The 20,850-nt window shown below is 41.2% G+C and carries 23 protein-coding genes; 17 read left to right on the top strand and 6 right to left on the bottom strand.

Going from position 1 to position 20,850, the window contains the following annotated elements; genetic code table 11:
* The first annotated feature begins 236 nt into the window (after window positions 1–236).
* From FTT98_RS10065 to FTT98_RS10045, 5 genes are all read left to right on the top strand, one after another.
* The gene (locus FTT98_RS10065; RefSeq protein ID WP_180177333.1) at window positions 237–2,858 is read left to right on the top strand and encodes a type VI secretion system Vgr family protein; all 2,622 of its coding nucleotides are present in this window, start codon (window positions 237–239) and stop codon (window positions 2,856–2,858) included.
* Between the two features lie 3 nt (window positions 2,859–2,861).
* Entirely contained in the window at window positions 2,862–3,581 is a 720-nt protein-coding gene (locus tag FTT98_RS10060) for a hypothetical protein (protein ID WP_180041843.1), read from the top strand.
* Window positions 3,574–4,212, top strand: a complete 639-nt coding sequence (locus FTT98_RS10055) for a hypothetical protein (RefSeq protein WP_180041841.1) — start codon at window positions 3,574–3,576, stop codon at window positions 4,210–4,212. The genes FTT98_RS10060 and FTT98_RS10055 overlap by 8 nt, the downstream gene beginning before the upstream one ends.
* Window positions 4,209–4,694, top strand: coding sequence for a hypothetical protein (locus FTT98_RS10050; RefSeq protein ID WP_180041839.1), 486 nt, complete (start codon window positions 4,209–4,211; stop codon window positions 4,692–4,694). The genes FTT98_RS10055 and FTT98_RS10050 overlap by 4 nt, the downstream gene beginning before the upstream one ends.
* Before the next feature lie 443 nt (window positions 4,695–5,137).
* Window positions 5,138–5,521: a hypothetical protein gene (locus tag FTT98_RS10045; protein ID WP_180041837.1), complete on the top strand. Its 384-nt coding sequence runs from the start codon at window positions 5,138–5,140 to the stop codon at window positions 5,519–5,521.
* 222 nt (window positions 5,522–5,743) lie between these two features.
* On the opposite strand, the gene FTT98_RS10040 is transcribed toward FTT98_RS10045, so the two are convergent.
* Window positions 5,744–7,456, bottom strand: a complete 1,713-nt coding sequence (locus FTT98_RS10040; protein ID WP_180041836.1) for an electron transfer flavoprotein-ubiquinone oxidoreductase — start codon at window positions 7,454–7,456, stop codon at window positions 5,744–5,746.
* Between the two features lie 194 nt (window positions 7,457–7,650).
* On the opposite strand from FTT98_RS10040, the gene FTT98_RS10035 reads away from it, so the two are divergent.
* The 5 genes from FTT98_RS10035 to FTT98_RS10015 all read left to right on the top strand — a co-directional run bounded on the left by FTT98_RS10035 (window position 7,651) and on the right by FTT98_RS10015 (window position 12,091).
* Window positions 7,651–8,259 (top strand): DUF1285 domain-containing protein, encoded by a 609-nt coding sequence (locus FTT98_RS10035; protein ID WP_168377951.1) that lies wholly within the window; start codon window positions 7,651–7,653, stop codon window positions 8,257–8,259.
* Between the two features lie 49 nt (window positions 8,260–8,308).
* Window positions 8,309–9,196, top strand: coding sequence for a glutamate racemase (murI, locus tag FTT98_RS10030; protein ID WP_168377950.1), 888 nt, complete (start codon window positions 8,309–8,311; stop codon window positions 9,194–9,196).
* Window positions 9,197–9,318: 122 nt separating this feature from the next.
* Complete coding sequence (locus FTT98_RS10025) at window positions 9,319–10,347, top strand: DUF4062 domain-containing protein (RefSeq protein ID WP_180041834.1); 1,029 nt, start codon at window positions 9,319–9,321, stop codon at window positions 10,345–10,347.
* A gap of 65 nt (window positions 10,348–10,412) precedes the next feature.
* A complete protein-coding gene (gene hemH, locus FTT98_RS10020) occupies window positions 10,413–11,426 on the top strand; it encodes a ferrochelatase (RefSeq protein WP_180041832.1) in 1,014 nt (337 codons plus the stop codon).
* 20 nt (window positions 11,427–11,446) lie between these two features.
* Window positions 11,447–12,091 (top strand): MBL fold metallo-hydrolase, encoded by a 645-nt coding sequence (locus tag FTT98_RS10015; protein WP_180041830.1) that lies wholly within the window; start codon window positions 11,447–11,449, stop codon window positions 12,089–12,091.
* A gap of 93 nt (window positions 12,092–12,184) precedes the next feature.
* Here FTT98_RS10015 and FTT98_RS10010 read toward each other — a convergent pair whose 3' ends face one another.
* Window positions 12,185–12,370, bottom strand: coding sequence for a DNA gyrase inhibitor YacG (locus FTT98_RS10010; RefSeq protein WP_078189771.1), 186 nt, complete (start codon window positions 12,368–12,370; stop codon window positions 12,185–12,187).
* Between the two features lie 83 nt (window positions 12,371–12,453).
* On the opposite strand from FTT98_RS10010, the gene FTT98_RS10005 reads away from it, so the two are divergent.
* From FTT98_RS10005 to FTT98_RS09995, 3 genes are all read left to right on the top strand, one after another.
* Entirely contained in the window at window positions 12,454–13,104 is a 651-nt protein-coding gene (locus tag FTT98_RS10005; RefSeq protein WP_180041848.1) for an SAM-dependent methyltransferase, read from the top strand.
* A 6-nt stretch (window positions 13,105–13,110) separates the two neighbouring features.
* A complete protein-coding gene (locus FTT98_RS10000) occupies window positions 13,111–14,316 on the top strand; it encodes a TIGR03862 family flavoprotein (protein ID WP_180041828.1) in 1,206 nt (401 codons plus the stop codon).
* Between the two features lie 73 nt (window positions 14,317–14,389).
* The gene (locus FTT98_RS09995) at window positions 14,390–14,800 is read left to right on the top strand and encodes a GFA family protein (protein ID WP_180041826.1); all 411 of its coding nucleotides are present in this window, start codon (window positions 14,390–14,392) and stop codon (window positions 14,798–14,800) included.
* A 128-nt stretch (window positions 14,801–14,928) separates the two neighbouring features.
* On the opposite strand, the gene FTT98_RS09990 is transcribed toward FTT98_RS09995, so the two are convergent.
* Window positions 14,929–15,504, bottom strand: coding sequence for a hypothetical protein (locus FTT98_RS09990; protein WP_168377944.1), 576 nt, complete (start codon window positions 15,502–15,504; stop codon window positions 14,929–14,931).
* A gap of 9 nt (window positions 15,505–15,513) precedes the next feature.
* Window positions 15,514–16,290 carry a class I SAM-dependent methyltransferase gene (locus FTT98_RS09985; RefSeq protein WP_168377943.1) on the bottom strand — a complete coding sequence of 259 codons (777 nt, stop codon included), beginning with the start codon at window positions 16,288–16,290 and terminating at the stop codon, window positions 15,514–15,516.
* Window positions 16,291–16,406: 116 nt separating this feature from the next.
* Between FTT98_RS09985 and FTT98_RS09980 the strand changes: the two genes are divergently transcribed.
* The 4 genes from FTT98_RS09980 (at window position 16,407) to FTT98_RS09965 (ending at window position 19,526) form a co-directional block, all read left to right on the top strand.
* Window positions 16,407–17,678, top strand: coding sequence for an alpha/beta fold hydrolase (locus FTT98_RS09980; RefSeq protein WP_180041846.1), 1,272 nt, complete (start codon window positions 16,407–16,409; stop codon window positions 17,676–17,678).
* Window positions 17,679–17,801: 123 nt separating this feature from the next.
* Complete coding sequence (locus FTT98_RS09975; RefSeq protein WP_078189765.1) at window positions 17,802–17,993, top strand: hypothetical protein; 192 nt, start codon at window positions 17,802–17,804, stop codon at window positions 17,991–17,993.
* A 97-nt stretch (window positions 17,994–18,090) separates the two neighbouring features.
* Window positions 18,091–19,044 (top strand): 2-hydroxyacid dehydrogenase, encoded by a 954-nt coding sequence (locus FTT98_RS09970; protein WP_180041823.1) that lies wholly within the window; start codon window positions 18,091–18,093, stop codon window positions 19,042–19,044.
* Window positions 19,045–19,145: 101 nt separating this feature from the next.
* Window positions 19,146–19,526, top strand: coding sequence for a hypothetical protein (locus FTT98_RS09965; RefSeq protein WP_180177332.1), 381 nt, complete (start codon window positions 19,146–19,148; stop codon window positions 19,524–19,526).
* A 30-nt stretch (window positions 19,527–19,556) separates the two neighbouring features.
* Here FTT98_RS09965 and FTT98_RS09960 read toward each other — a convergent pair whose 3' ends face one another.
* Both FTT98_RS09960 and FTT98_RS09955 read right to left on the bottom strand, forming a co-directional pair.
* Complete coding sequence (locus FTT98_RS09960; RefSeq protein WP_180041819.1) at window positions 19,557–20,066, bottom strand: hypothetical protein; 510 nt, start codon at window positions 20,064–20,066, stop codon at window positions 19,557–19,559.
* 111 nt (window positions 20,067–20,177) lie between these two features.
* Entirely contained in the window at window positions 20,178–20,666 is a 489-nt protein-coding gene (locus FTT98_RS09955) for a hypothetical protein (RefSeq protein WP_180177334.1), read from the bottom strand.
* Window positions 20,667–20,850 lie beyond the last annotated feature (184 nt).

Below are 20,850 nucleotides of genomic sequence, written 5' to 3'. Positions count from 1 at the left end.
TCATGAGAAAGCCCATATAAATGGGTAGAGTACAAGTTGCTGTAGAAGCATTTTTAATTCGTCTGATCACAGATACTTTATAAAGTATTTTAATACTTTTTTGAATCCGTCAATGCGTAAGTCCTAAATTATTAAGATATTACATTTTTATTAATAAAATAGGCTGGTCAAGTCTGATGGCTAGCCTATATCATTCGCAGCATAATTATACAAAGTTTAAAAAACAGACTTTTAAAATGTTAAATTCGATTGCTCTTATACTTGAAAAATTAGGCTTATCCGCCCAAAAACGTGCCATTCATTTGCAATTTTCCAATCCTGCGTTGAATGAAGAGCTTTTTATTCAACGTATTGATGGGGAGCATGTCTTAAACCAAGGCCTGCAAGCGACTTTGATTTGCCTATCTACTAATGCACTTATTCCACTAAAACAATTTATTGGCGTACAAGTCGCCGTTGATCAAGTGACCGATCAGGGCGAACTCTTCCGCACCACGGGTATTATTACCGAAGCCACCCAAGGCCAGAGTGACGGTTCACTCACGCTGTATAAACTCACTTTAGAAGATGCAACATCGCTGTGGCATAAACGCCGCAACAGCCGTGTGTTTATGAACAAATCTGTTCGCGATGTCAGTGAAACTCTCTTTAAAGAATGGCAAAGCAAAAGTCCGCTCTTTGCTGCCAGTCTAACGCTAGATCTTAGCGGTTTAAGTCAGAACTATGATGTACGACCTTTCATCATGCAGTCGAATGAAAGCGATTATGACTTTTTAACGCGTCTTTGGCGCAGTGAAGGCATCAATTGGCTCATCGATGAAGCGCAGCTGAAAGCACCACATTCCTCAGCGCCAATTGAAAAACAAAAACTCCGGCTGATTGATGACAATAGCCAATATCAAGCACTCAGCCGTCGTAGTATCCGCTTTCATCGCTCTAGTGCCACAGAAAAACAAGACAGCATCACCAGCTTGATCGGTGAACGTAGCATTCAACCGACTGCGGTCCATGTGCAGCGCTGGCAAGCCGATGGACTGAGCCAAGAAGAAGGCGCAGGCTCAGTTCAAAGCAAACATCAGCATAGCCAAAGCCAAGACAATGCCAGTTTAAGTTTGGAACAAGCATGGCATATCAGCCCTGCATGGATGCAAGACTTAAAAGGCGAAGACCAAGCTACCGCTTCATCAAACAGTCAGATTGAAAAACTGAATCAAAACCTAACGCGCTATCACGAGCTACAATCGAAAAAATTCAATGCACAATCGACTGTGCGTGATACACAAGTCGGTTATTGGTTTGAATTGAATGAACACCCAGAAATTGATCAACACAGTGGTGCAGACAAACAATTTTTAATCACAGAAAAGAAATTCTATAACCAAAATAACTTACCCAAAGACCTTACTGAACAAGTCAATCAACTGATTGAACAAAGTCAGTGGAACATTAAACCGATCCATGAACAGGCCGAGCGTCAGGCCAATCAGCTCACATTACAACGCCGCAATATTGCGACGGTTCCTGCATATAACCCACTCGAACACCGTCCAAGCACCCATCCGCAACGGGCTAAAGTCGTTGGGCCAAGTGGTGAAGAAATACATGTCGATGAATGGGGGCGTATCAAAGTCCGCTTCTTATTTACCCGTGGTGATGATCACAGCCATGATGGTGGTGCAGGCAGCAATGACAATGACACGGACTCTGCATGGGTAGATGTACTGACTCCATGGGCCGGTGAAGGCTATGGCGCACGCTTCTTGCCACGCATTAATGAAATCGTGGTCATCGATTTCTTTGACGGTAATATCGACCGACCATTTGTGGTGGGACGTATACATGAAGCACAGCGCAGTCCGACCCAATTTGATAGTAAAGGCAAACTGCCAGACACCAAAAAACTGGCTGGAATAAAAAGTAAGGAAGTCCAAGGTGAAGGCTTTGGACAACTGCGCTTTGATGACACCACAGGACAAATATCAACACAATTACAAAGTACCCATGGTGCCACTCAGCTTAACCTCGGTAACCTTAGTCATCCCAAAGAAACCGCAGAAAGTGCAGGGCGAGGTGAAGGCTTTGAACTGAGAACCGACCAATGGGGTGCAGTGCGAGCAGGACAAGGGCTCCTTGTCAGCACACACCCACAACAACAAGCAGCGGCAATGCACCTCGACGCACAAGCGGCGAAAGAACAAATCGAAGCCAACTTAAACAGCAGTAAAGCCTTAAGTGAAGTGGCGAAAAATCAACAAACTGACCCACTTGAAGTCTTGGATAATTTAAAAAACTTCCTTCGGCAAATCGAAAAAGGCAGTAAAGAAAAAGCTGATGCCTTTAAACAAGCCTTAATGATTTTATCTGCACCAAACTCAATTGCTGTAAGTAGTCAGGAAGATGTTCATCTTTCAGCAGATGGACAGATCAGCCAAAGTGCAGGGGATAGCATCAACCTCAGCAGTCAAAAATCCTTAATTGCCCATGCACAAAGCAAGATCAGTCTATTTGCAGCACAAGAGGGATTACGTGCTTATGCAGGCAAAGGCAAAGTTGAAATCCAAGCCCAAGGAGATGGGGCAGATTTGATTGCACGAAAGGGTATTCAAATTATTTCCACAGAAGATAAAGTTGAAATCAAAGCGAGCAAAAAAATTGTTTTAGTTGCGGGTGGTAGCCAGATTGAAATTAGTAGTGCGGGTGTATTGCCTACTACGGCTGGTAAGTTTGAGGTGAAGGCAGGGCAGCATCAATTTTTAGCTGGGCAAACGCAGAGCGCTGATTTAGGCGTGATGCCTAATATTTGTGTTGAGTGTTTGATATCATCTCTGAAAAATTTAACCTTTTTTATAAAAGGCTAAACAATGAATACATATATTTTAATTGATCTGCTGCAGTATAAGCAGGCAAAAAAAGCATTAAACGGTTTTGATTTTAAATATCTTTTTGAAAAATTTAATAATCCTAAAATATTAGAATTTTCTCCTGTGCTAGCTGTGTATAACGAGAACATTTTAAACCAGTTCAATGAATATATTGTTATCAGTAGCCGGTTGGAAATGGATGAAGTCTTAAATGCGCTGTTTAAAAAATGCTTCAGTTTTTCCAATTTTGAGAATTCAATGTGCAAACTGTATGAGCCATTTACTGTATTTTCATTATTTGACATTTTAAATGTTGAGCAGAAACACATTGTATTTTCAGGTTTTGAATCGTTTACGGTTCTTTTTAATGGAGAAATCCGTTCGCATTTTTATCAGAGTACAGACTGTTTAAAAACGTTGATCATGCTTGAGGATGCGCAGTTCGAATCGATTTTCGAAAAAAGAATAGAATACTTTAAAATAAATTTTTGCAAAAAAAATAATGCAGATTTTTATCAAATTTCAGCAATCGTTGATTATGCACTGCAATGCGAGATACTGGAAATCCCTTATATTGAGCGATTTGTCATTGCTGCGCAGAAAATAAAATTTGATGTGAATAAATTCAACCGGGAATGTCCGTTTTTGAAAGACCCTGATGAACCCGATTTAATGAAAATATTACAATTAGAAAGTTATATGGTGGCCGCTGATGTCTGATCCATTTGAACAAATAAGAAAAGAAATGGCGAATAAACAGAATGCCATCACCAATTGCAAAAAGAATGAGGTTTTGCTGGAACTAGCGAGTAAACCGATTCCAAACAGCTATATGTATATGTGGGGCTATCCTCACGGCAGCCCGTATACAGCGGTTAAAGTGCCTTTATACCGTCTGCATATGTATACCAAGGATAAAAAAGGATATTACTTTAAAGTTTGCAGATTCGGCCCACGCTGCGTAATCGACAAAAAAGGCAATACCATTTTGTCAGTCGCGGGACTGGCGGATCAGCAGGTTCATAAATTGACCTGGTACAAAGAATATATTCTACATAGTACAGATAAAGCCGAGAACGGCGCTTGGATTGTGACAGGAAATTTCCTCATTCACGATGGGCCGGATACCTGCTCAATGGATGATATGTATGGTACAGCAGGCTGTTTAGAAGTTTTTGGACATAAAGGATTTAGTGTGTTTAACCAAAAAATGCTGGAATTGTCGGGTGAAAGTGAGCTTAAGAAGGTCAAAGCGAAAATTACCTATCACAAAGCGGTCAGACCAAAAATCAAAGATTACAACATTTATGACACGCGGACGGGCGAACTTTATAACAGAGGAATTTTATGAACATATATCTGAATTTAAAAATTTTTATATTATGCTTTTTTGCCAGCACGCTTTCCTACGCAAACTGCAGTTTCAGCGCTCAAGAAAAACATGAATTGAATGTTTATAATTACGCATTTGTGCAAATGCACAGCGCAGCAAGAGGCGTTGCTAGAGCTAAATTTGCCGAACAGGATTTAAAGAAAAATTTTCTGAAAAAAATTGCGCCCTCTGTGCACTTAATCTGTGGATTAGAATCTCGTATTTATATACTGGAGGAAAAAAACAAAGAGGTTGGGCTTATTGCGCTTAAATTTAAGAATAGCAGAGATAGAGATGTTTTTCGCAATGAGCTGAATGCTAGTCAGGGGCGGATCAATAATATTATTATGAAGCGCTATGAAATGGATGTAATCGGAAATGCGATTTTTTTATATTATGGAACCTATAGTTTTATCAATTCAAAGTTTAGAACTTTAGATGCGCAAGTAGCGAATCATTAGAATTTATTCCACCAGTTAAACTAGTTTTACTGGTGGTTTTTTTTGAATGGTTGAATTTAGTTTTTGGGGCGGAATTTTAATGGCTGAATAATGCGTGAATACTGGAAGATATTCCGTATGGTGGCGCGAACTGATATAAAAAAAATACTTAAATATAGATGTAGTATTTGATTGAGCTACAGTATTTTAGGTCAAAATAAATTATAATGTGATTGGGCTGTGTTGCACAAAGATTTCATAACTATATGATTTTAAAAGTTTTGATTGTTTTTTGATCCAAAATTAAATTTATTTAAATCAGATGCTTACATATTTATGCAACAAAGCCATGTGATTGCTAAAAAATGATTATCTCATCATCCTGATAATGCATATTTTCAAAGTGATGCTGTTCAGTATGATCAATATAGGGTTACTCAAATTAGAGAGAGTAGGCCATTAAAATGAAGAAGAATATATTAGTTTTTATGATGCTCATTAGCTCGCATGTATATGCTGATGACGAAAAAATAGCATATTTATACGAGAAAAATAAACAAGCGCTTTTTTTAGGTGGGTGTAATAGGGGAGTTTTTCCATTTAATAGTACTGATTTTTCTAACATAAAAGATCTAACCTTAAAATATAAGTTGGAAAAAATTCATCGAAATTATGAAGAGCCTACATCGTTTAATTTTCTGATCGAAAATAAGGAAATTACAATGTACGGTGGAGGAGATGAAGTTGTAAGTAAGCTTTGTAATATGGAAAGTTCTAGAGAAATTAAAATTAATTATTATAAAATTGAAGGGTCTAAAAAATTATATTACTATATAGATGAAATTTAAATTTGTATTTAGGCTTAGTGAGGTTATTTCTTTTAATTATTTATAAAATATCTAAATCTAGTGGATATAAAATAATACATTGATAATTATTTTAAATGAAATACTTATGAAATTCATTTTTTATAGGAATTAGTTTTTTGTAATAATATTTATTTAAAGAGTGTGATTGTCTATTAAAAAATAAACCCGCATTAAGCGGGTTTATTTCAATCTCAAAAGAGATTACATATTAGGATAATTAGGACCACCGCCACCCTCAGGTGTTACCCAAGTAATGTTTTGAGACGGATCTTTGATGTCACACGTTTTACAGTGTACACAGTTGGCCGCGTTAATTTGGAAACGTTTAGAACCGTCATTCTCTTCCATAATTTCATAAACACCAGCAGGACAGTAGCGCTGAGCAGGCTCATCCCATTTTGGTAAGTTCACATGTACAGGAATAGAAGCATCTGTCAATTTCAAGTGAGCAGGTTGGTTCTCTTCATGTACCGTATTTGATACGAATACTGAAGACAAACGGTCAAATGTAATTTTACCATCTGGTTTTGGATAATTCGGTTTGAAGTTCGCAGCATCGACAGTTTTTAAAGCGCTGAAGTCGGGCTGTAAGTCATGCAGCGTGAACGGCACTTTAAAGATGTTTTGATCAACAAAGTTGAACGCACCACCCATCCATTGACCAAACTTATGCATAGCAGGGCCGAAGTTACGAGAGTTATATAACTCTTCTTTCAACCAGCTGTTGTTGAACTTGTCTGTGTACGCAGTTAACTCTTTAGCGAAGAAATCTTCACCTTCAGTCACACGTGCAATGGCAAGGTCACCACCTTTTTCCACACCCGCAGCAATCGCTTCAAATACAGCTTCACCGCACAGCATGCCTGATTTCATTGCTGTATGAGAGCCTTTGATTTTCGCAAAGTTTAGGAAACCTGCGTCATCACCAATTAAGCTACCACCTGGGAAAGTGAATTTAGGTAGTGAGTTGAAGCCACCTTTTACAACCGCACGTGCGCCATAAGAAATACGTTTACCACCCTCAAGATATTGCTTGATCAGTGGATGTGTTTTCCAGCGCTGCATTTCCATAAATGGATACATGTGTGGATTGGTGTATGACAAGTCAACGATCATACCTAATGTCACTTGGTTGTTTTCAGCGTGGTATAACCACCAACCGCCTGAAGAACCTGTTTCACTTAAAGGCCAACCTGCACCGTGCATCACCAAACCTGGTTTGTGCTTAGCAGGATCGATTTCCCAAAGTTCTTTAATACCAATACCGTAATGTTGCGGATCAGCATCCTTATCTAAGTTGAACTGAGCAATCAGACGTTTACCTAAGTGACCACGACAGCCTTCAGCAAATAATGTGTATTTGGCATGAAGTTCATAGCCAGGAGTAAAGTTATGCGTTGGTTCGCCATCTTTACCAATGCCCATGTCACCAGTCTGAATGCCTTTCACAGTACCATCTTCATGGTAAAGGATTTCAGATGCTGCAAAGCCTGGGAAAATAGACACTTCTAATTCTTCAGCTTTAGCACCTAACCAGCGAACCACGTTACCTAACGAAATAACATAGTTGCCATCGTTATGCATGGTTTTAGGCACCATCCAATGCGGTGCTTCTTGTGATTTTTCATCAGACAATAAGAAATAGGTTTTATCTTCAGTCACAGGCACATTTAACGGTGCGCCTTGTTCTTTCCAATCTGGGAACAATTCATTCATTGCGCGAGGTTCGAGCACAGCACCTGATAGAATATGCGCACCCACTTCGGAGCCCTTTTCCACGACACAAACGGACAGATCGTTTAGGTTATTTTCAATTGCAAGTTGACGAATTTTAATCGCAGCAGATAGGCCGGCAGGACCTGCACCGACGATAACTACGTCAAACTCCATCGATTCACGTTCGATGTGTTCCATGTAGGACTCCTCATATTTCGGAAGGTGGCATCCATTCAATTCATTTAAATGGTGCTGCCATGAGTGTTCTTAATGCCCAGACACAATTTTTCTATCGTGTCTTTGATATTGTGGGCTAGTATAGTTTTAAACCGAGTTCTAGCCAATTGGCTGAATCATATTATTTTTCCGTCACTAAGGTATTTATTAGGCGGATGAAGCAGCAATTGAACGAAAACCCGACGAAAAAATTCATTAATAGGGATGATAGAAATTTAATGAACATTGCACAATACTTAAAAGATGGACAGTCCGGTCACAAAAGGTCAATCCCCCCATTAGATCAATGGCATCCAAAGCATTGTGGTGCAATGGATTTGAAGGTTTTAGCCAATGGAGAATGGTGGCACGATGGTCAATTGATCAAGCGACAAGCGCTCATAGATCTGTTCTCAACCGTGCTTTGGAAAGAAGATGGGAAATTCTATTTAAAAACCCCTGTGGAACAAATTGAAATACAGGTGGAAGATGAGCCTTTATTTGTCAATCAGGTGGATCACGTTGAGATTGACGCTAAAAACTATATTCAATTCACCACAACCACCCAAGACCTGATTATTGTTGATCAGGAACATCCGATTTTTATGCGTGAATATCAGGGTGAACTACGTCCTTATGTGCATGTTCGTTTTGGTATAAATGCCTTAATTCAACGTGCAGCTTTTTTTCATTTAGTCGAGATGGGTGAGCTGCTTGAAAATGAGCAAGGGGAGTCCATTTTAGTGTTACAAAGTGGTGATTTGCACTTGCAATTAGGCACCTGAGGTTTAAGCTTTCCACCTTGTCATTCTGAATCTAAATTAAAGTGACCCTATGACCGCCATTCATCCCATTTACCCCTTAAATGTACCCATGCCAAAAGCGACTGCTGATGCGCCTATTGGGGTATTTGACTCAGGTATTGGTGGTTTGTCTGTTGCGTTGGAAATTGCACGTTATTTACCGAATGAACGGATTGTTTATTTTGCAGATACGGCACATGTCCCTTATGGACCGCGTCAAGATCAGGACATCCGTGAACTGACTGCACATGCGATTGAGTGGTTATACCGTCAGGGGTGTAAAGTCGCGGTGGTGGCATGCAATACGGCATCGGCATTTAGTTTGGATTATTTGCGTGAACACTACGGTGAAAATTTTCCGATTATTGGCTTGGTTCCAGCCTTAAAACCCGCGGTATTACAGACCAAAAGTAAAACTGTGGCTGTCCTCGCAACGCCTGCGACTTTTCGGGGTAAATTAATCAAAGATGTCATGCAGCGATTTGCTGAACCTGCAGGGGTGCAAGTTTTGTCAGTGACTTCTTTGGAATTGGTGCCCTTTGTTGAAGCGGGGGCGCAAATGACTGAGCCTTGCCTGCAGACATTAACTGAGATATTACAGCCAGTTGTAGATGCAGGTGCAGATTATTTAGTGCTTGGATGTACGCATTACCCCTTCCTAAAATCGGCAATTCAGTATATTTTTGGTCAGAAGCTGACATTAATTGACTCAGGATTTGCGGTTGCACGACAAACAGCCCAAATTTTGATTAAAAATGAGTTATTATTTGAGCATAACCGCCAAGATTCACTGCGTATCGAATGTTATGTCAGTGGAAATAATGCGGAAAACTTAACACCTGTGGTAGCACGCTTAATTCAAGATGATCAAATCACTTGGAAAATCTGCAATATTCAGGCGGCAAGTTTAGAATTTTAATCATTGTGATTGAACGATTTTAGATAAAACAATTTAAATCTATTTGGGGTAGTCATGCTGTATGTTTCAGCAACCACTTTTTTGAGTGCTGGATATAGCGTGCAACGGGAAGAGGATCTCTAATGCTCGATAAGCGTTATCAAGTATTCATTTCCACATCTGGCAGTGAAATGCAGCCAGAACGGATCATATTGGCACAGACTCTTGTAGGGATGGGTTTTTTCTCTTGGGGGTTGGAACAGCGCACACCATTAAGTACGGCTTTTGCGCGTCGTCAAATTGATGACTGTGATTATGTGGTGATCTTACTGGGTAGTCAGTATGGCGAGCAGTCTGTTTCAGGTGTGGGTTATATGCACCTTGAATATATTTATGCAGTGACGAAACAAAAGCCGGTCATTGTGTTTATGCATGAAGATCCAAATTCACGTGATCTTTCTTTGCATGATGAAAAGTCTGAGCTACGTGAAAAATTCAAAGACTTTCGTAAGCTATTGCAAAATGAAGTGGATCAAGTCTTTAGCTATCGAACCTTGCGTGATTTAGAAATGGCAGTTCGATTGAACATGCCACAAATGCTAGAACGCTATCCTGTTACAGGTTGGGTGCGCCCACAGAATACTCAAGCTTTACATGATGAAATTGATCGTTTAAAAGCCCAGTTAGTTCAACTCGAAACAGAGTCTGGAAAACGCGAAGTTGATCCATTCCTATCTTTACCAAAAGTGTCGATGCATGAACTATTTTCATTTGAATACCGCATGCACGCTTATCAAGATGGTAATTTCAAAGAATTAAAAGTACAGAAGAAAATGACGTGGGCGCAGCTCTTGTCGATTTTAGGCGCAACCTTTGTTAATCCAACCCCTGAAGAATTCTTCTCTAAACGAATGAATGAGTTTTTGAATGAAACAGGTTTGGATGATGCTCGTATTGAGATGCCGCGTGCACATGCGGTTGCGCGGGCACAAGTGAATATTCGTGCTTTACACAGCATTAAAAGCCAGATGCGGCAGAATGACTGGATTGTGCCCAATGGCCGAGATGACCGTCAGCGGATGTTGTGGCAAGTGACCAGTAAAGGTCAAAAATTACTGGAAAGTAATTTGTTGGATAATGATCGGGTTTTCCAATTTAAAACTGTATATTAATCTGTTTTATAAAATAGATAAAAAGCTGCTACATTAGCGTCATTCAAATTGATGGAAAAAGCGTAATGTTGCCTGTCGAGAAAGCTAAAGTCACCATTATTCTGGCGAATCTAGGTACGCCTGATGCGCCAACTGTGCCCGCAGTGCGTCGTTTTCTGCAACAGTTTTTGTCAGATCAGCGGGTGATTGAAATTCCAAAACCGATTTGGCAATTGATTTTGCGTTTGTTCATTTTGCCATTTCGACCAAAGCGTGTGGCGCATGCCTATGACATGGTTTGGGGTAATGATTCGCCCATGCGTGAAATTTTATTTGAGCAAGTTGCCGCAGTAAAACAGCATCTCACAGCAAAATATCCAGAATTTGAACTGAATGTGATTCCGGCCATGACTTATGGTAATCCAGGGATTTCTACCGCTTTAGCGCAATTGGCTGAGCAGCCTCAAGACCACATTCTATTATTTCCGTTGTTTCCACAGTATTCAGCAACATCTACGGCACCTTTATACGATGCCATTGCTAAATGGATTCCACAGCAGCGTAATTTGCCGGGTCTGAGCATTATTCGTGATTACTATCAGCACCCGCTATTTATTCAAGCTTTAGCGCAAAGTGTGCGTGATTATCAAGCGGAGCATGGGGTCGCGGATAAGTTATTGATGTCTTTTCATGGCATTCCACAGCCTTATGCAGACAAGGGTGATCCCTATGCTGACCGTTGCCGTGTAACAGGACATTTAGTCGCGCAAGCGCTTGGTTTAACTGAAGATCAATATGAAATCAGTTTCCAATCGCGCTTTGGTAAGCAAGAATGGGTGAAACCTTATACTGATGCCACTTTGGACGCATGGGGCAAACAAGGCGTGAAATCGGTACAGGTTATGAGCCCTGCATTTTCAGCGGATTGTTTGGAAACGCTAGAAGAGTTGGCGCTGCAAAATGCTGAAATTTTCCAAGCTGCAGGCGGTGGTGAATATGGTTATATTCCTGCATTAAACGCGCGGGATGATCATGTCGCATTGCTCAATTTGTTACTTCAAGCTAATCTTGATGCCTTAAAGCAAACATTAGCCCATTAACGCCTTGAGGTTGTCGCCCTATGTTGCAAGTTAAAATCGTTCCCGTCACGGCATTTCAACAAAACTGTTCCATTGTTTGGGATTCCGAAACCAAAGAAGCCATTTTAATTGATGCGGGTGGGGAAGCTGAAAAGCTGAAAGCGGAAGTTGAGGCTTTGGGCTTAACGGTAAAAGCCTTGTGGTTAACGCATGGCCATTTAGACCATGCAGGTGCGGTTGGGGCATTAACCCAAGCTTGGAATGTTCCAGTGATTGGCCCGCATAAAGAAGATGCGTTTTGGTTGGACATGATTCAGGAGGTTTCTGCGAAATACGGTTTCCCGATCCCTGAAAATGTCCATGTGACCCAATGGTTGGAAGGCGGCGAAACCTTGAAGCTGGGTGCAGAAGAGTTTGAAGTTCGTTTTGCACCGGGGCATACACCAGGTCATGTCATGTTCTATAACGCAAAATATGCCGTGCTTTGGACGGGGGATGTGTTATTTAAAGGCTCGATAGGCCGGACAGATTTTCCACGCGGTAACCATCAACAATTACTCGACTCCATTCAGCGTGAATGTTTTAGCTTGCCGGATGACACGCAGTTTATTTCAGGGCATGGTCCAATGAGTACCATTGGTTATGAAAAACAACATAATCCTTTCGTTGCTGGTAAAGCGGGTTAAGCAACTAGATTGAGAAACTTAAATTAACAAAACAGGAATCCAAACGGATTCCTGTTTTATTTACCTAAATAATAGGGTTATGCACTTGAGTCCTTAGAATTGGTCTTCTTCACGGCCACCATCGGCCTGAGGTGCATCTTGTGTCGGCAGACGATATTCATCATTGGCCCATGCACCGAGATCAATCAATTTACAACGATCTGAGCAAAACGGGCGATATTCATTATTTTCCCAAGTCGTCAATGCGCCGCAGCGTGGACAATTCATGGTGGTGGGCATGCTTAACTCCAGCAAAAACGGATGATTCAATTAGGCAAATACAGTCGCAGTTGTTAGACTTATGCCGTTCTGTTTAGTTTGATCTGTTTATGCCTATTCGTCAATTTCAAGCGCAGCGTATGCGAGCTCCCCGTGATTTTCAGCCGATTGATTCCACGCCGATTTGTGTGGAAATTGGGGCTGGTAAAGGTAAACATGCATTATTGTTTTCAGCCAATCACCCTGAATTTCAATTGATTGCTGTTGAGCGGACACGTGAAAAATTTGTGGCAATGCAAAAGCAGCATCAACTTGAAGGGCAAAGCAATTTAGCTCCAATTCATGCTGATGCATTGCCTTGGGTAGTACATGCCTTACATCCTGCGCAAGTACAGCAATTCTTTATTTTGTATCCAAACCCTGAACCGCATAATCCTGCACAGCGCTGGTTAAATATGCCGTTTTTTGAATTTTTATTGTCGCGTTTGCAGCCGGGTGGTCAGATTACCTTGGCCAGTAATATTCCTGAATATATTGAGGAAGCGCAGCAGCAGTTAATCGATGTTTGGAAGCTGCCTTTTATCAAAGAACGCATTGCAGAGACTTCAGCACGCACGCATTTTGAAATTAAATATCTTGAACGTGGTGAACTCTGTCAGCAGTTAATCATTACCAAGCCTGTAGATTACACCACACGTTTTGATGATTTTCAGCCACTACAAGGCAAGCAACCCACCGAAGCATCTGCGGAATAATTGGGCATGACTCAGCGTATTGCAATTATTGGTGCAGGTCCGGCAGGCTTGATGGCGGCTGAAGTCTTAAGTCAGCATGACTATGAGATACATGTTTATGAGCAAAAGCCTTCAGCGGCGCGTAAATTTCTCATGGCAGGTAAAACGGGGTTAAATATTTCCCATGCCGAACCTATAGAACAATTTGTGCAGCGCTATGATCAAGTGGAATGGCTGAGTCCATGGGTTAAGCAGTGGGATGCCGCATGGATTCAACAATGGATGATGGGGCTAGGTATTGAAACCTATATTGGTTCATCTGGTCGGGTCTTTCCTATTGAAATGAAAGCTGCGCCTTTGCTGCGTTCATGGTTAAAACGTCTCAGTCTCAACGGGGTGCAGTTTCATTATCGACATCAAGTTTTGGACTTACAGTCCAATCAGCTGACGATTCAAAACCTTGTTGATGGATCAAATCAAGCGCTTGGCTTTGATGCGATTATTATGGCGTGTGGGGCTGTGTCTTGGTCACGTTTAGGCAGTGATGGCGCATGGCAAAAATGGCTACAGCCTGAGAGCATTGAAGCTTTTCAGGCCAGTAATGCAGGCGTGGAACGCGTTTGGTCGAAGTTCATGCAGCCTGTGTTTGGACAGCCTTTAAAGCGAGTCAATGCATGGGTCGAGCAAGCCGAGCCGACCCAAGGCGATATCATCATTTCACACTATGGACTGGAAAGTGGATTGATCTACAAACAAGGTCGAGCACTGCGTCAACAGGTGAAATCTGCTCAGCCCATGCAGCTGACTTTGGACTTATTGCCAGATCAAAGTGTTGAGCAATTGGCAAAGAAACTACAGCCTTCGAAGAAGCAGTCTTTAACCAATGTTTGGCGTAAAGCCGGTTTAGATGCGGCGAAAGCTGCGCTGGTCCGTGAACTGGTGGATAAATCTTTGTGGCATGAGCCGGCCTTACTAGCAGCGAAAATTAAACATTTAGATATTCACCTTGATGGATTTCGCCCGATAGATGAGGCGATTAGCTGCGCGGGCGGTGTGAAGCGTTCAGTCCTAAATGATGGCTTACAATTGAAGAGCAATCCTTTTGTATTTGTCTGCGGGGAAATGTTGGATTGGGATGCACCTACTGGGGGCTATTTGCTGACAGCATGCCTTGCAACCGGTCGAGCAGCGGGTGAAGGGGTTCAAAACTATCTGGTTTCTTTGCAGAGCTAAGCGCTTCAAATTGTCACAATCTTGCTGAGGAGTTGTGATATTTTGAGATGAAATTCTTCTAAGAAAGACCACTATGCGCTTACAAGAACAATATACCGGAAGCTGCTTGTGTGGAGCGGTTTGTTATGAGATCAATGGTCCGGTCGGTGAGATCATGCAATGCCATTGTTCTCGGTGCCGCAAAGCCAATGGTACAGCATTTGCGACCAATGCCCCGATTGCTAAAGCAGATTTTAAAATTGTAGCCGGTGAGCAGTTTCTGAAACAGTATGCGTCTACCGCTACCACACAGCGCTGTTTTTGTAGTGAGTGTGGTTCGCCGATCATCAGTATAAAGGCTGAAACGCCTGATTATTACCGCTTACGTATAGGCACCTTAGATACACCTCTGACGCAGAAACCAACCTGTCATATCTTTGTCGCATCCAAAGCAGAATGGGATGATATCGCAGGTGATTTACCACAATATGCTGAACGACCATAGCGAAAATCAAGATTGAGCAATCACATCAAGGGCAGGTTTGCACCCTTGATGTTAAGTAATAAGCTCGTATCGCTCTCTCATTCATCCAAGTTGAATTTGGGTGAATAGATTGCAACAGGGTTGGAAGATTAAGGCTGTCGAGTTTTTTGTAGTTCAGGATATTGTTCCTGCCAATGTCCCAATTGTTCTTGAGCATGAATAAACTGACCGAGACCTTTGACACTATCACTAGGATTTTTTAACTCGCCATCGGCTGCTTGATTTTTCTCACGATAAATTTGTGATTGATTGTCCCAGTACTGATACATCAAGCCTTGAATATAACGGCCTTGCTCAGTTTTCATTTCGAGTTCTTTGAGCATATTCAGCGCCGACTGGATGTTGTCACGCTTACGCTGTGTAGCAAATTCATCGGTGAGTTTTCCTTCCTCACGCAGTTTCATCAGCTCATCTTCCATCTCATCGCTAATTTGACTAAAGCTCTCGTCATATTGTGTCAGTAGCGTTAAGTCGTGTAGATCATCTGGGGTCTTGGCAAAGTTTTTAATAGGATCACTATTCAGCTCTTTCATGATTTGATCATCGGAACTGATTTCACTATTTTGTTCCACCGTTTTTGATGATTTTTCACATGCAGTGAGTCCTAGCACCGTACCCATGAGGAAGATGACACTGAGTTTCTTTAAAGAGATTGGCAAGAGCATAATCGTGTCCTAATATGTTTTTCTAAAGATATAGACATGCGTGATATACGGAAAATCAATGAAATCCTGTGCAGTCTTTTGGGTTGATTCAGCCACGATATTTTCAAATTGTTGTTTCAGTTTTTGTTGTTCATCCGGGCTTAATGCTGCAATAAAACTGGTGGACAATAATCGTTTGGAAACCACGTGTTCCACTGTACCATGATGCAATTGTTGAAAGGTGGTTTCGGCAATTAATTTAAATTTTTGCTGCTGCTCAAACACTTTTTGCCATTGCCCACTATGATAACGTGGTGTGTCACCTTCGAGCTCACTCAAGACATCAGCGAGTTGTTTGACCCAATTGACTTGGATATCACGTTGGTTCCAAATCAATACAAGATCCCCATTGGGAACTAAGATACGACTGATTTCATTGAGGGTTTCAGGGGTGGCAAACCAATGAAAAGACTGGGCACAAAATACCGCTGCCACAGAATGATCATGCAGTGGAATCTGATCACTTTGGGCGGCTAAAGTTGCAATATGCGGATGTTTTTTCTGCAATTGTTGCAGCATTTCATGCACAGGTTCGATCGCGGTGATATTTTCACTGAGTGGGCGAATATACTCGAGAAATTTGCCTGTACCTGAGCCTAAGTCCACCAGATGGGCTTGAGGGGCTAAAGCTAAATGTTGTTGTAGCCACGCACTGATTTCAATCGGGTAGTCAGGGCGGGCTTGTTGATAGAGTTCAGCTGCAGAGCTAAAGCCTTGTTGTGCGGCAGGATGTATTGAATGTGTCATATTCTGCACTTTTTAATCTGTATGGCCTCTATAAAATAGCATATTCGGAACAAGATAAACTTTGAATGCAACAAGGAAGGAAAAGCGTGACGCAACAAGGACTGGAGCAAAGTACAATGGAAAAGCACATCATTTTTGAAGATGATCAAATTCGTGTCATTTTTCAGCCTGGCAGTTCTCGTGAGCTTATTTTCTCCTTCGGTGATTTGATTACCCGCGCCAAGGGCTTGAGCATCAATGCCGAGAAGTCTTTGCAAAAATATGGTTTTAATGTGATCGGTGTGATGCCGAAACAAAAATCGTGGTTTCCAGCATCGTCAATGCAACCGATGTATCAAGCCATCAAGCCGATCCTAGAGCAATTTGAGATGCGTATTGCCTATGGTGGTTCCATGGGCGGCTATGCTGCCATTAAGTATGCCAATTTATTTGGTTTTCAGCGCGTGGTCAGTATGGTGCCGCAGTACTCCATAGACCCAGAAGACATTGTCGATACACGCTATGGCATGTTCTTTCAGCCCAATCTGCATGCCAATATGCGGGTACTTGCTGAAGACGTATCGACTACACGTGAATATATCGTAGTGTATGATCCTTATTGCCCAGAAGATCGCGCTCACTTTGAAAAACTACAGGCTTTAATTCCGCATGTGCATGTGTTGCATCTGCCGTTTACAGGGCATGATGCCATTGCAGTGTTGGCGAGTTCTGAACTGTTAAATGATTTCTTGAGACATCCTTTTGATGCGCCGTATTTTTATCAAAAAATGCGTCGGGTTAAGAAAAACAGCAAATTTTATTATAGAAAAGTCATCGAAAATTTACTGACACGCCATCGTGATGCCTTGGGTGAAATTTTAAAAAGCAATTCGTTTCAGCTTGACCCTCAATTTTTTGATGCCAAACAAAAACAGACCTTATTACGAGTATTGTTTAATAACAAACAAGTCAGTGAGCAAGATCTGCAAAAGTTGGGAATCACGACCTTTTTACCTCAGGAAAATCGTAGCCTGTTACTCGATCAGTTTGATCATGGTTTAGTGTTTAACGTGATTAGCCAAAAAATTGAAAGCTATGCAGCCGGTGTGATTGCGCTGAACCATAAGTTTTTGATTCCTTTACAGCCGAAGGGCACAGGCCTGGTATACGTACAAGTCCAAGATGAGCGTTACATGGTGGTGATGAATGACCGTCAGGTAATGAAATTGGTCTTAGCTCAAGATGAGCTTGCGACTGGTATGCATCCGATTTTAATGCAGAAATATGTGGGCTATTACACGCTGAACTATAAAGAACTGCGTTTGAGTAGTGATGAATTTGGTCAAATCTTCTTTGTGGAAAATGCCGATGCATCTTGTCAGTTCGTGGTGCAACCCGAACAAATTTAAGCTCGACATTGGGTTGAAAATCCAAAGCTTGCTAATTTGTAGGAAGAGATTATGATGAGAGAAAGGCAGTATAAAAACATTCATACTGCCCAAAACATCATAAGGAATATGAGGGGTATCAGTATGCATTCAACACAGATGCTTGCTGTATTATTCATCTTAGTGCTGACCATGGGTTCAGCCTATGCACAGGGGGTTAGTTCAAGCATACTGATTTTTAGCAGCAGTATGTTATTACTTACGATACTGACCATTTATGTCATACTCAAAATTCGAAATTCACTGCAACATCATCTCGATAAACCCGCGAAATAGCGGGTTTTTTTATATGCTATTCGATTGCACTTTGCTGCATCACAGGTTTTAATCATTCACAATCGAATCTTTATAATCGGCCAGAAGGGAAGCAGCCATGAAAGCGGTATTTCTAGATTATCAGTCTCTAGATAAACAAGACTTAGATTTTAGCGGACTAGAAGCACAGTTTGATGAATTGATGCTCTATCCCGCAACAGCGGCTGCAGAGGTTGCCCAGCGCATACAAGGGGCTGATGTGATTATCAGCAATAAAGTACACATCAATGCTGAGTACATGCAGCTCAATCCGCAATTAAAACTGATCTTAATTTCTGCCACTGGCACCAATAACGTTGACCTTGTACAAGCACAGCAACAAGGCATCGTGGTGTGTAATTGCCAAGCTTATGGCACCGCTGCGGTCGCACAGCATACCTTGATGTTAATGTTGAACTTGGCGACATCATTTCGACAGTATGATCGGGCGGTCCAACAGGGAGATTGGCAAAAAGCGGATCAGTTCTGCTTACTAGATTTTCCAATTATTGAGCTGGCTGGTAAGACTTTGGGAATTGTCGGCTATGGTGAATTGGGGCAAGCCGTGGCCCATTTGGCTAAAGCTTTTGGCATGAAAATTATGATTGGTGCGCTACCGAATCGACCTATGGTGGCTGAGCGAGTGGTATTTTCTGAGATGTTAGCGCAGGTCGATTTTCTGAGTTTGCATTGCCCTTTAACTGATGAAACTCGTGATTTACTCAATCATGAAAGCTTGGCTCAAATGAAAGCATCGGCCTTTGTGATCAATTGCGCACGAGGTGGTGTGGTTAATGAATCGGCATTAGCCGAGGCATTAAAATCAGGAAAGATTGCAGGCGCAGCAACCGATGTCTTGACGGTTGAGCCACCCAAGCAGGGTAATGTGCTGCTCGACCCAAGTATTCCAAATTTAATTATTACCCCACATAGTGCATGGGGAAGCGTCGATGCGCGACAACGCATTGTGCAGCAATTGGTGGAAAATGTAGAAGCCTTTAAAGCGGGGATGGTCATTCGACAGGTGAATTAAAATCGAGTTTAAGGAACATTATTTTTGAACAATGCTCCATATAAATAGGGATGTCTATGCAGGTCGATCTTGCCAATAAAAAAAGTTTAAGATTATTTTGCATGCTGATTCTCTTTACCGCATGCATTACTTGGGCATGGTACAGTTATGTACTAAATATCAGTGAAAATCATTTATTCCAGAATCCTGATTTTGAAGTTCATAAATTCATGCCGACCTTACAAGTAGCGCTAGTTTCGGTATTTTTTATTGCGCATTTCGTCTTGGCGCTTATTGATTTTTTAAATCGCTATTGGTATTGGGGTCTATGGCTTGTTGTGGTGCCTATTATTGTGGGGCAGGTCTATTTTTCTGTCTTTGGAGAGGTTGCTCATATTGAGCATTTATCAGTCTGGGTTGACTATCCATTTTGCCTGTTGATGCTTATTCAAATCTGTACAGCATCGTTTGTACGTAGGCGATATCTCAAGCCTACTGCTTAATGCATTAATGTTTAATTTAATAGTTAAATTTCAGCATTTTTTCAAAAATTTAGCATTGAAATGATTTTTGATTTGCTCAAATTCAAGTTCAGTCTTGATACTGTTTGGCATCATGATTCGTAAATAACTTTTTTCGAGTTTAAAAGGCTCTTTGGTATTGGGTACAGGATTAAAGCCACCATTTGGGTAGATCAAATTTGTCTCATAGGCACGTAAAATCTGATCATTGTGAAAATAGAAACTTGTTAGGGATTGATTGGATTCACCAAAAACATAAAGATTAATTTTGCATTGACCATCGAGTTGATACAGTGTTGCTTCATTGCCTTCAGTCGATTTGTATTCTTCGTCATCTAGCATTTCTAAGGTTTGTAATAATTTACCTTCGGCATCATGGTTATATTGGTATGAATCGTACAATTGGGGGAAAATAGTCTGCAACTGTGGATAACTTTTCAACAATTGTGGAAAACGTTGTAAGCCAATCACAGAGCCAACACAGAGCAGAATACCAAGTAAGATACCAAATAAAATTCGCATTTTTTTCTCATTAATTCATTGTTTTTATAGGCATAGGCCAAAGACCAAAAGCATTCAATTTTGGTTTTAAAAAAGCCCAACCAAAGTTGAGCTTATAAATGTGCTGTTAAATTATAAATCAGTCACTGGATAGGTCGTAGAGGTCGAACTCGATGGATAACTACTTTGTGGATATTGATTGTTATTTTGCCCCGCATTGTTGTTTGGAGCCGTATTGATCGTATTGCCTGAAGACGGTTCACTCAACGACTGTTGGCTAATGGGCGCAGGTTGGCTAGTTTTACCTGTAATATTTTCACGGGTTTGTTTCAATTTTTCATTGATGTTTTGAGTGGCTTGCTGTGCGCCCTGATCAACCTGTTGCACTGTATTTTGAGTAGCAGTTTTCGTATTGTCCCAAGCTTGGTCAACCGAAGGCTTAATTTTAGAAATTCCACGTTCAGTCATTTCACCAATATTTTTAGCAGCACCGACCACGCCTTCTTGGGCTTTATAGGCCCACACATGCAATAAATTTGGATTATCGCCATAAGGGCTCACAGGTTTTTTCGCTTGTTGCTCAGTACTTTGCGCTGCTGTGTTTTCTTGTGCCCAAAGCATGGGTGTCGTGAATATTAAGCTTAGGCATAACGTTGCTTTTAATGAAATTTTCACAGCTTCACCTCTGAATTTTATAGATTTTCTATCTGATGAACGGTTTTAACGCATTATAGGAAAAATTGCAGCGAAAAAAACCTGCCGTAGCAAAATCAATACAGCAAATGACAGCTTTGTACACGTTTGT

The sequence above is a fragment of the Acinetobacter sp. YH12039 genome, assembly GCF_013420015.1.
GTDB lineage: Bacteria > Pseudomonadota > Gammaproteobacteria > Pseudomonadales > Moraxellaceae > Acinetobacter > Acinetobacter amyesii.
This window is presented reverse-complemented; position numbering and strand designations above follow the sequence as displayed.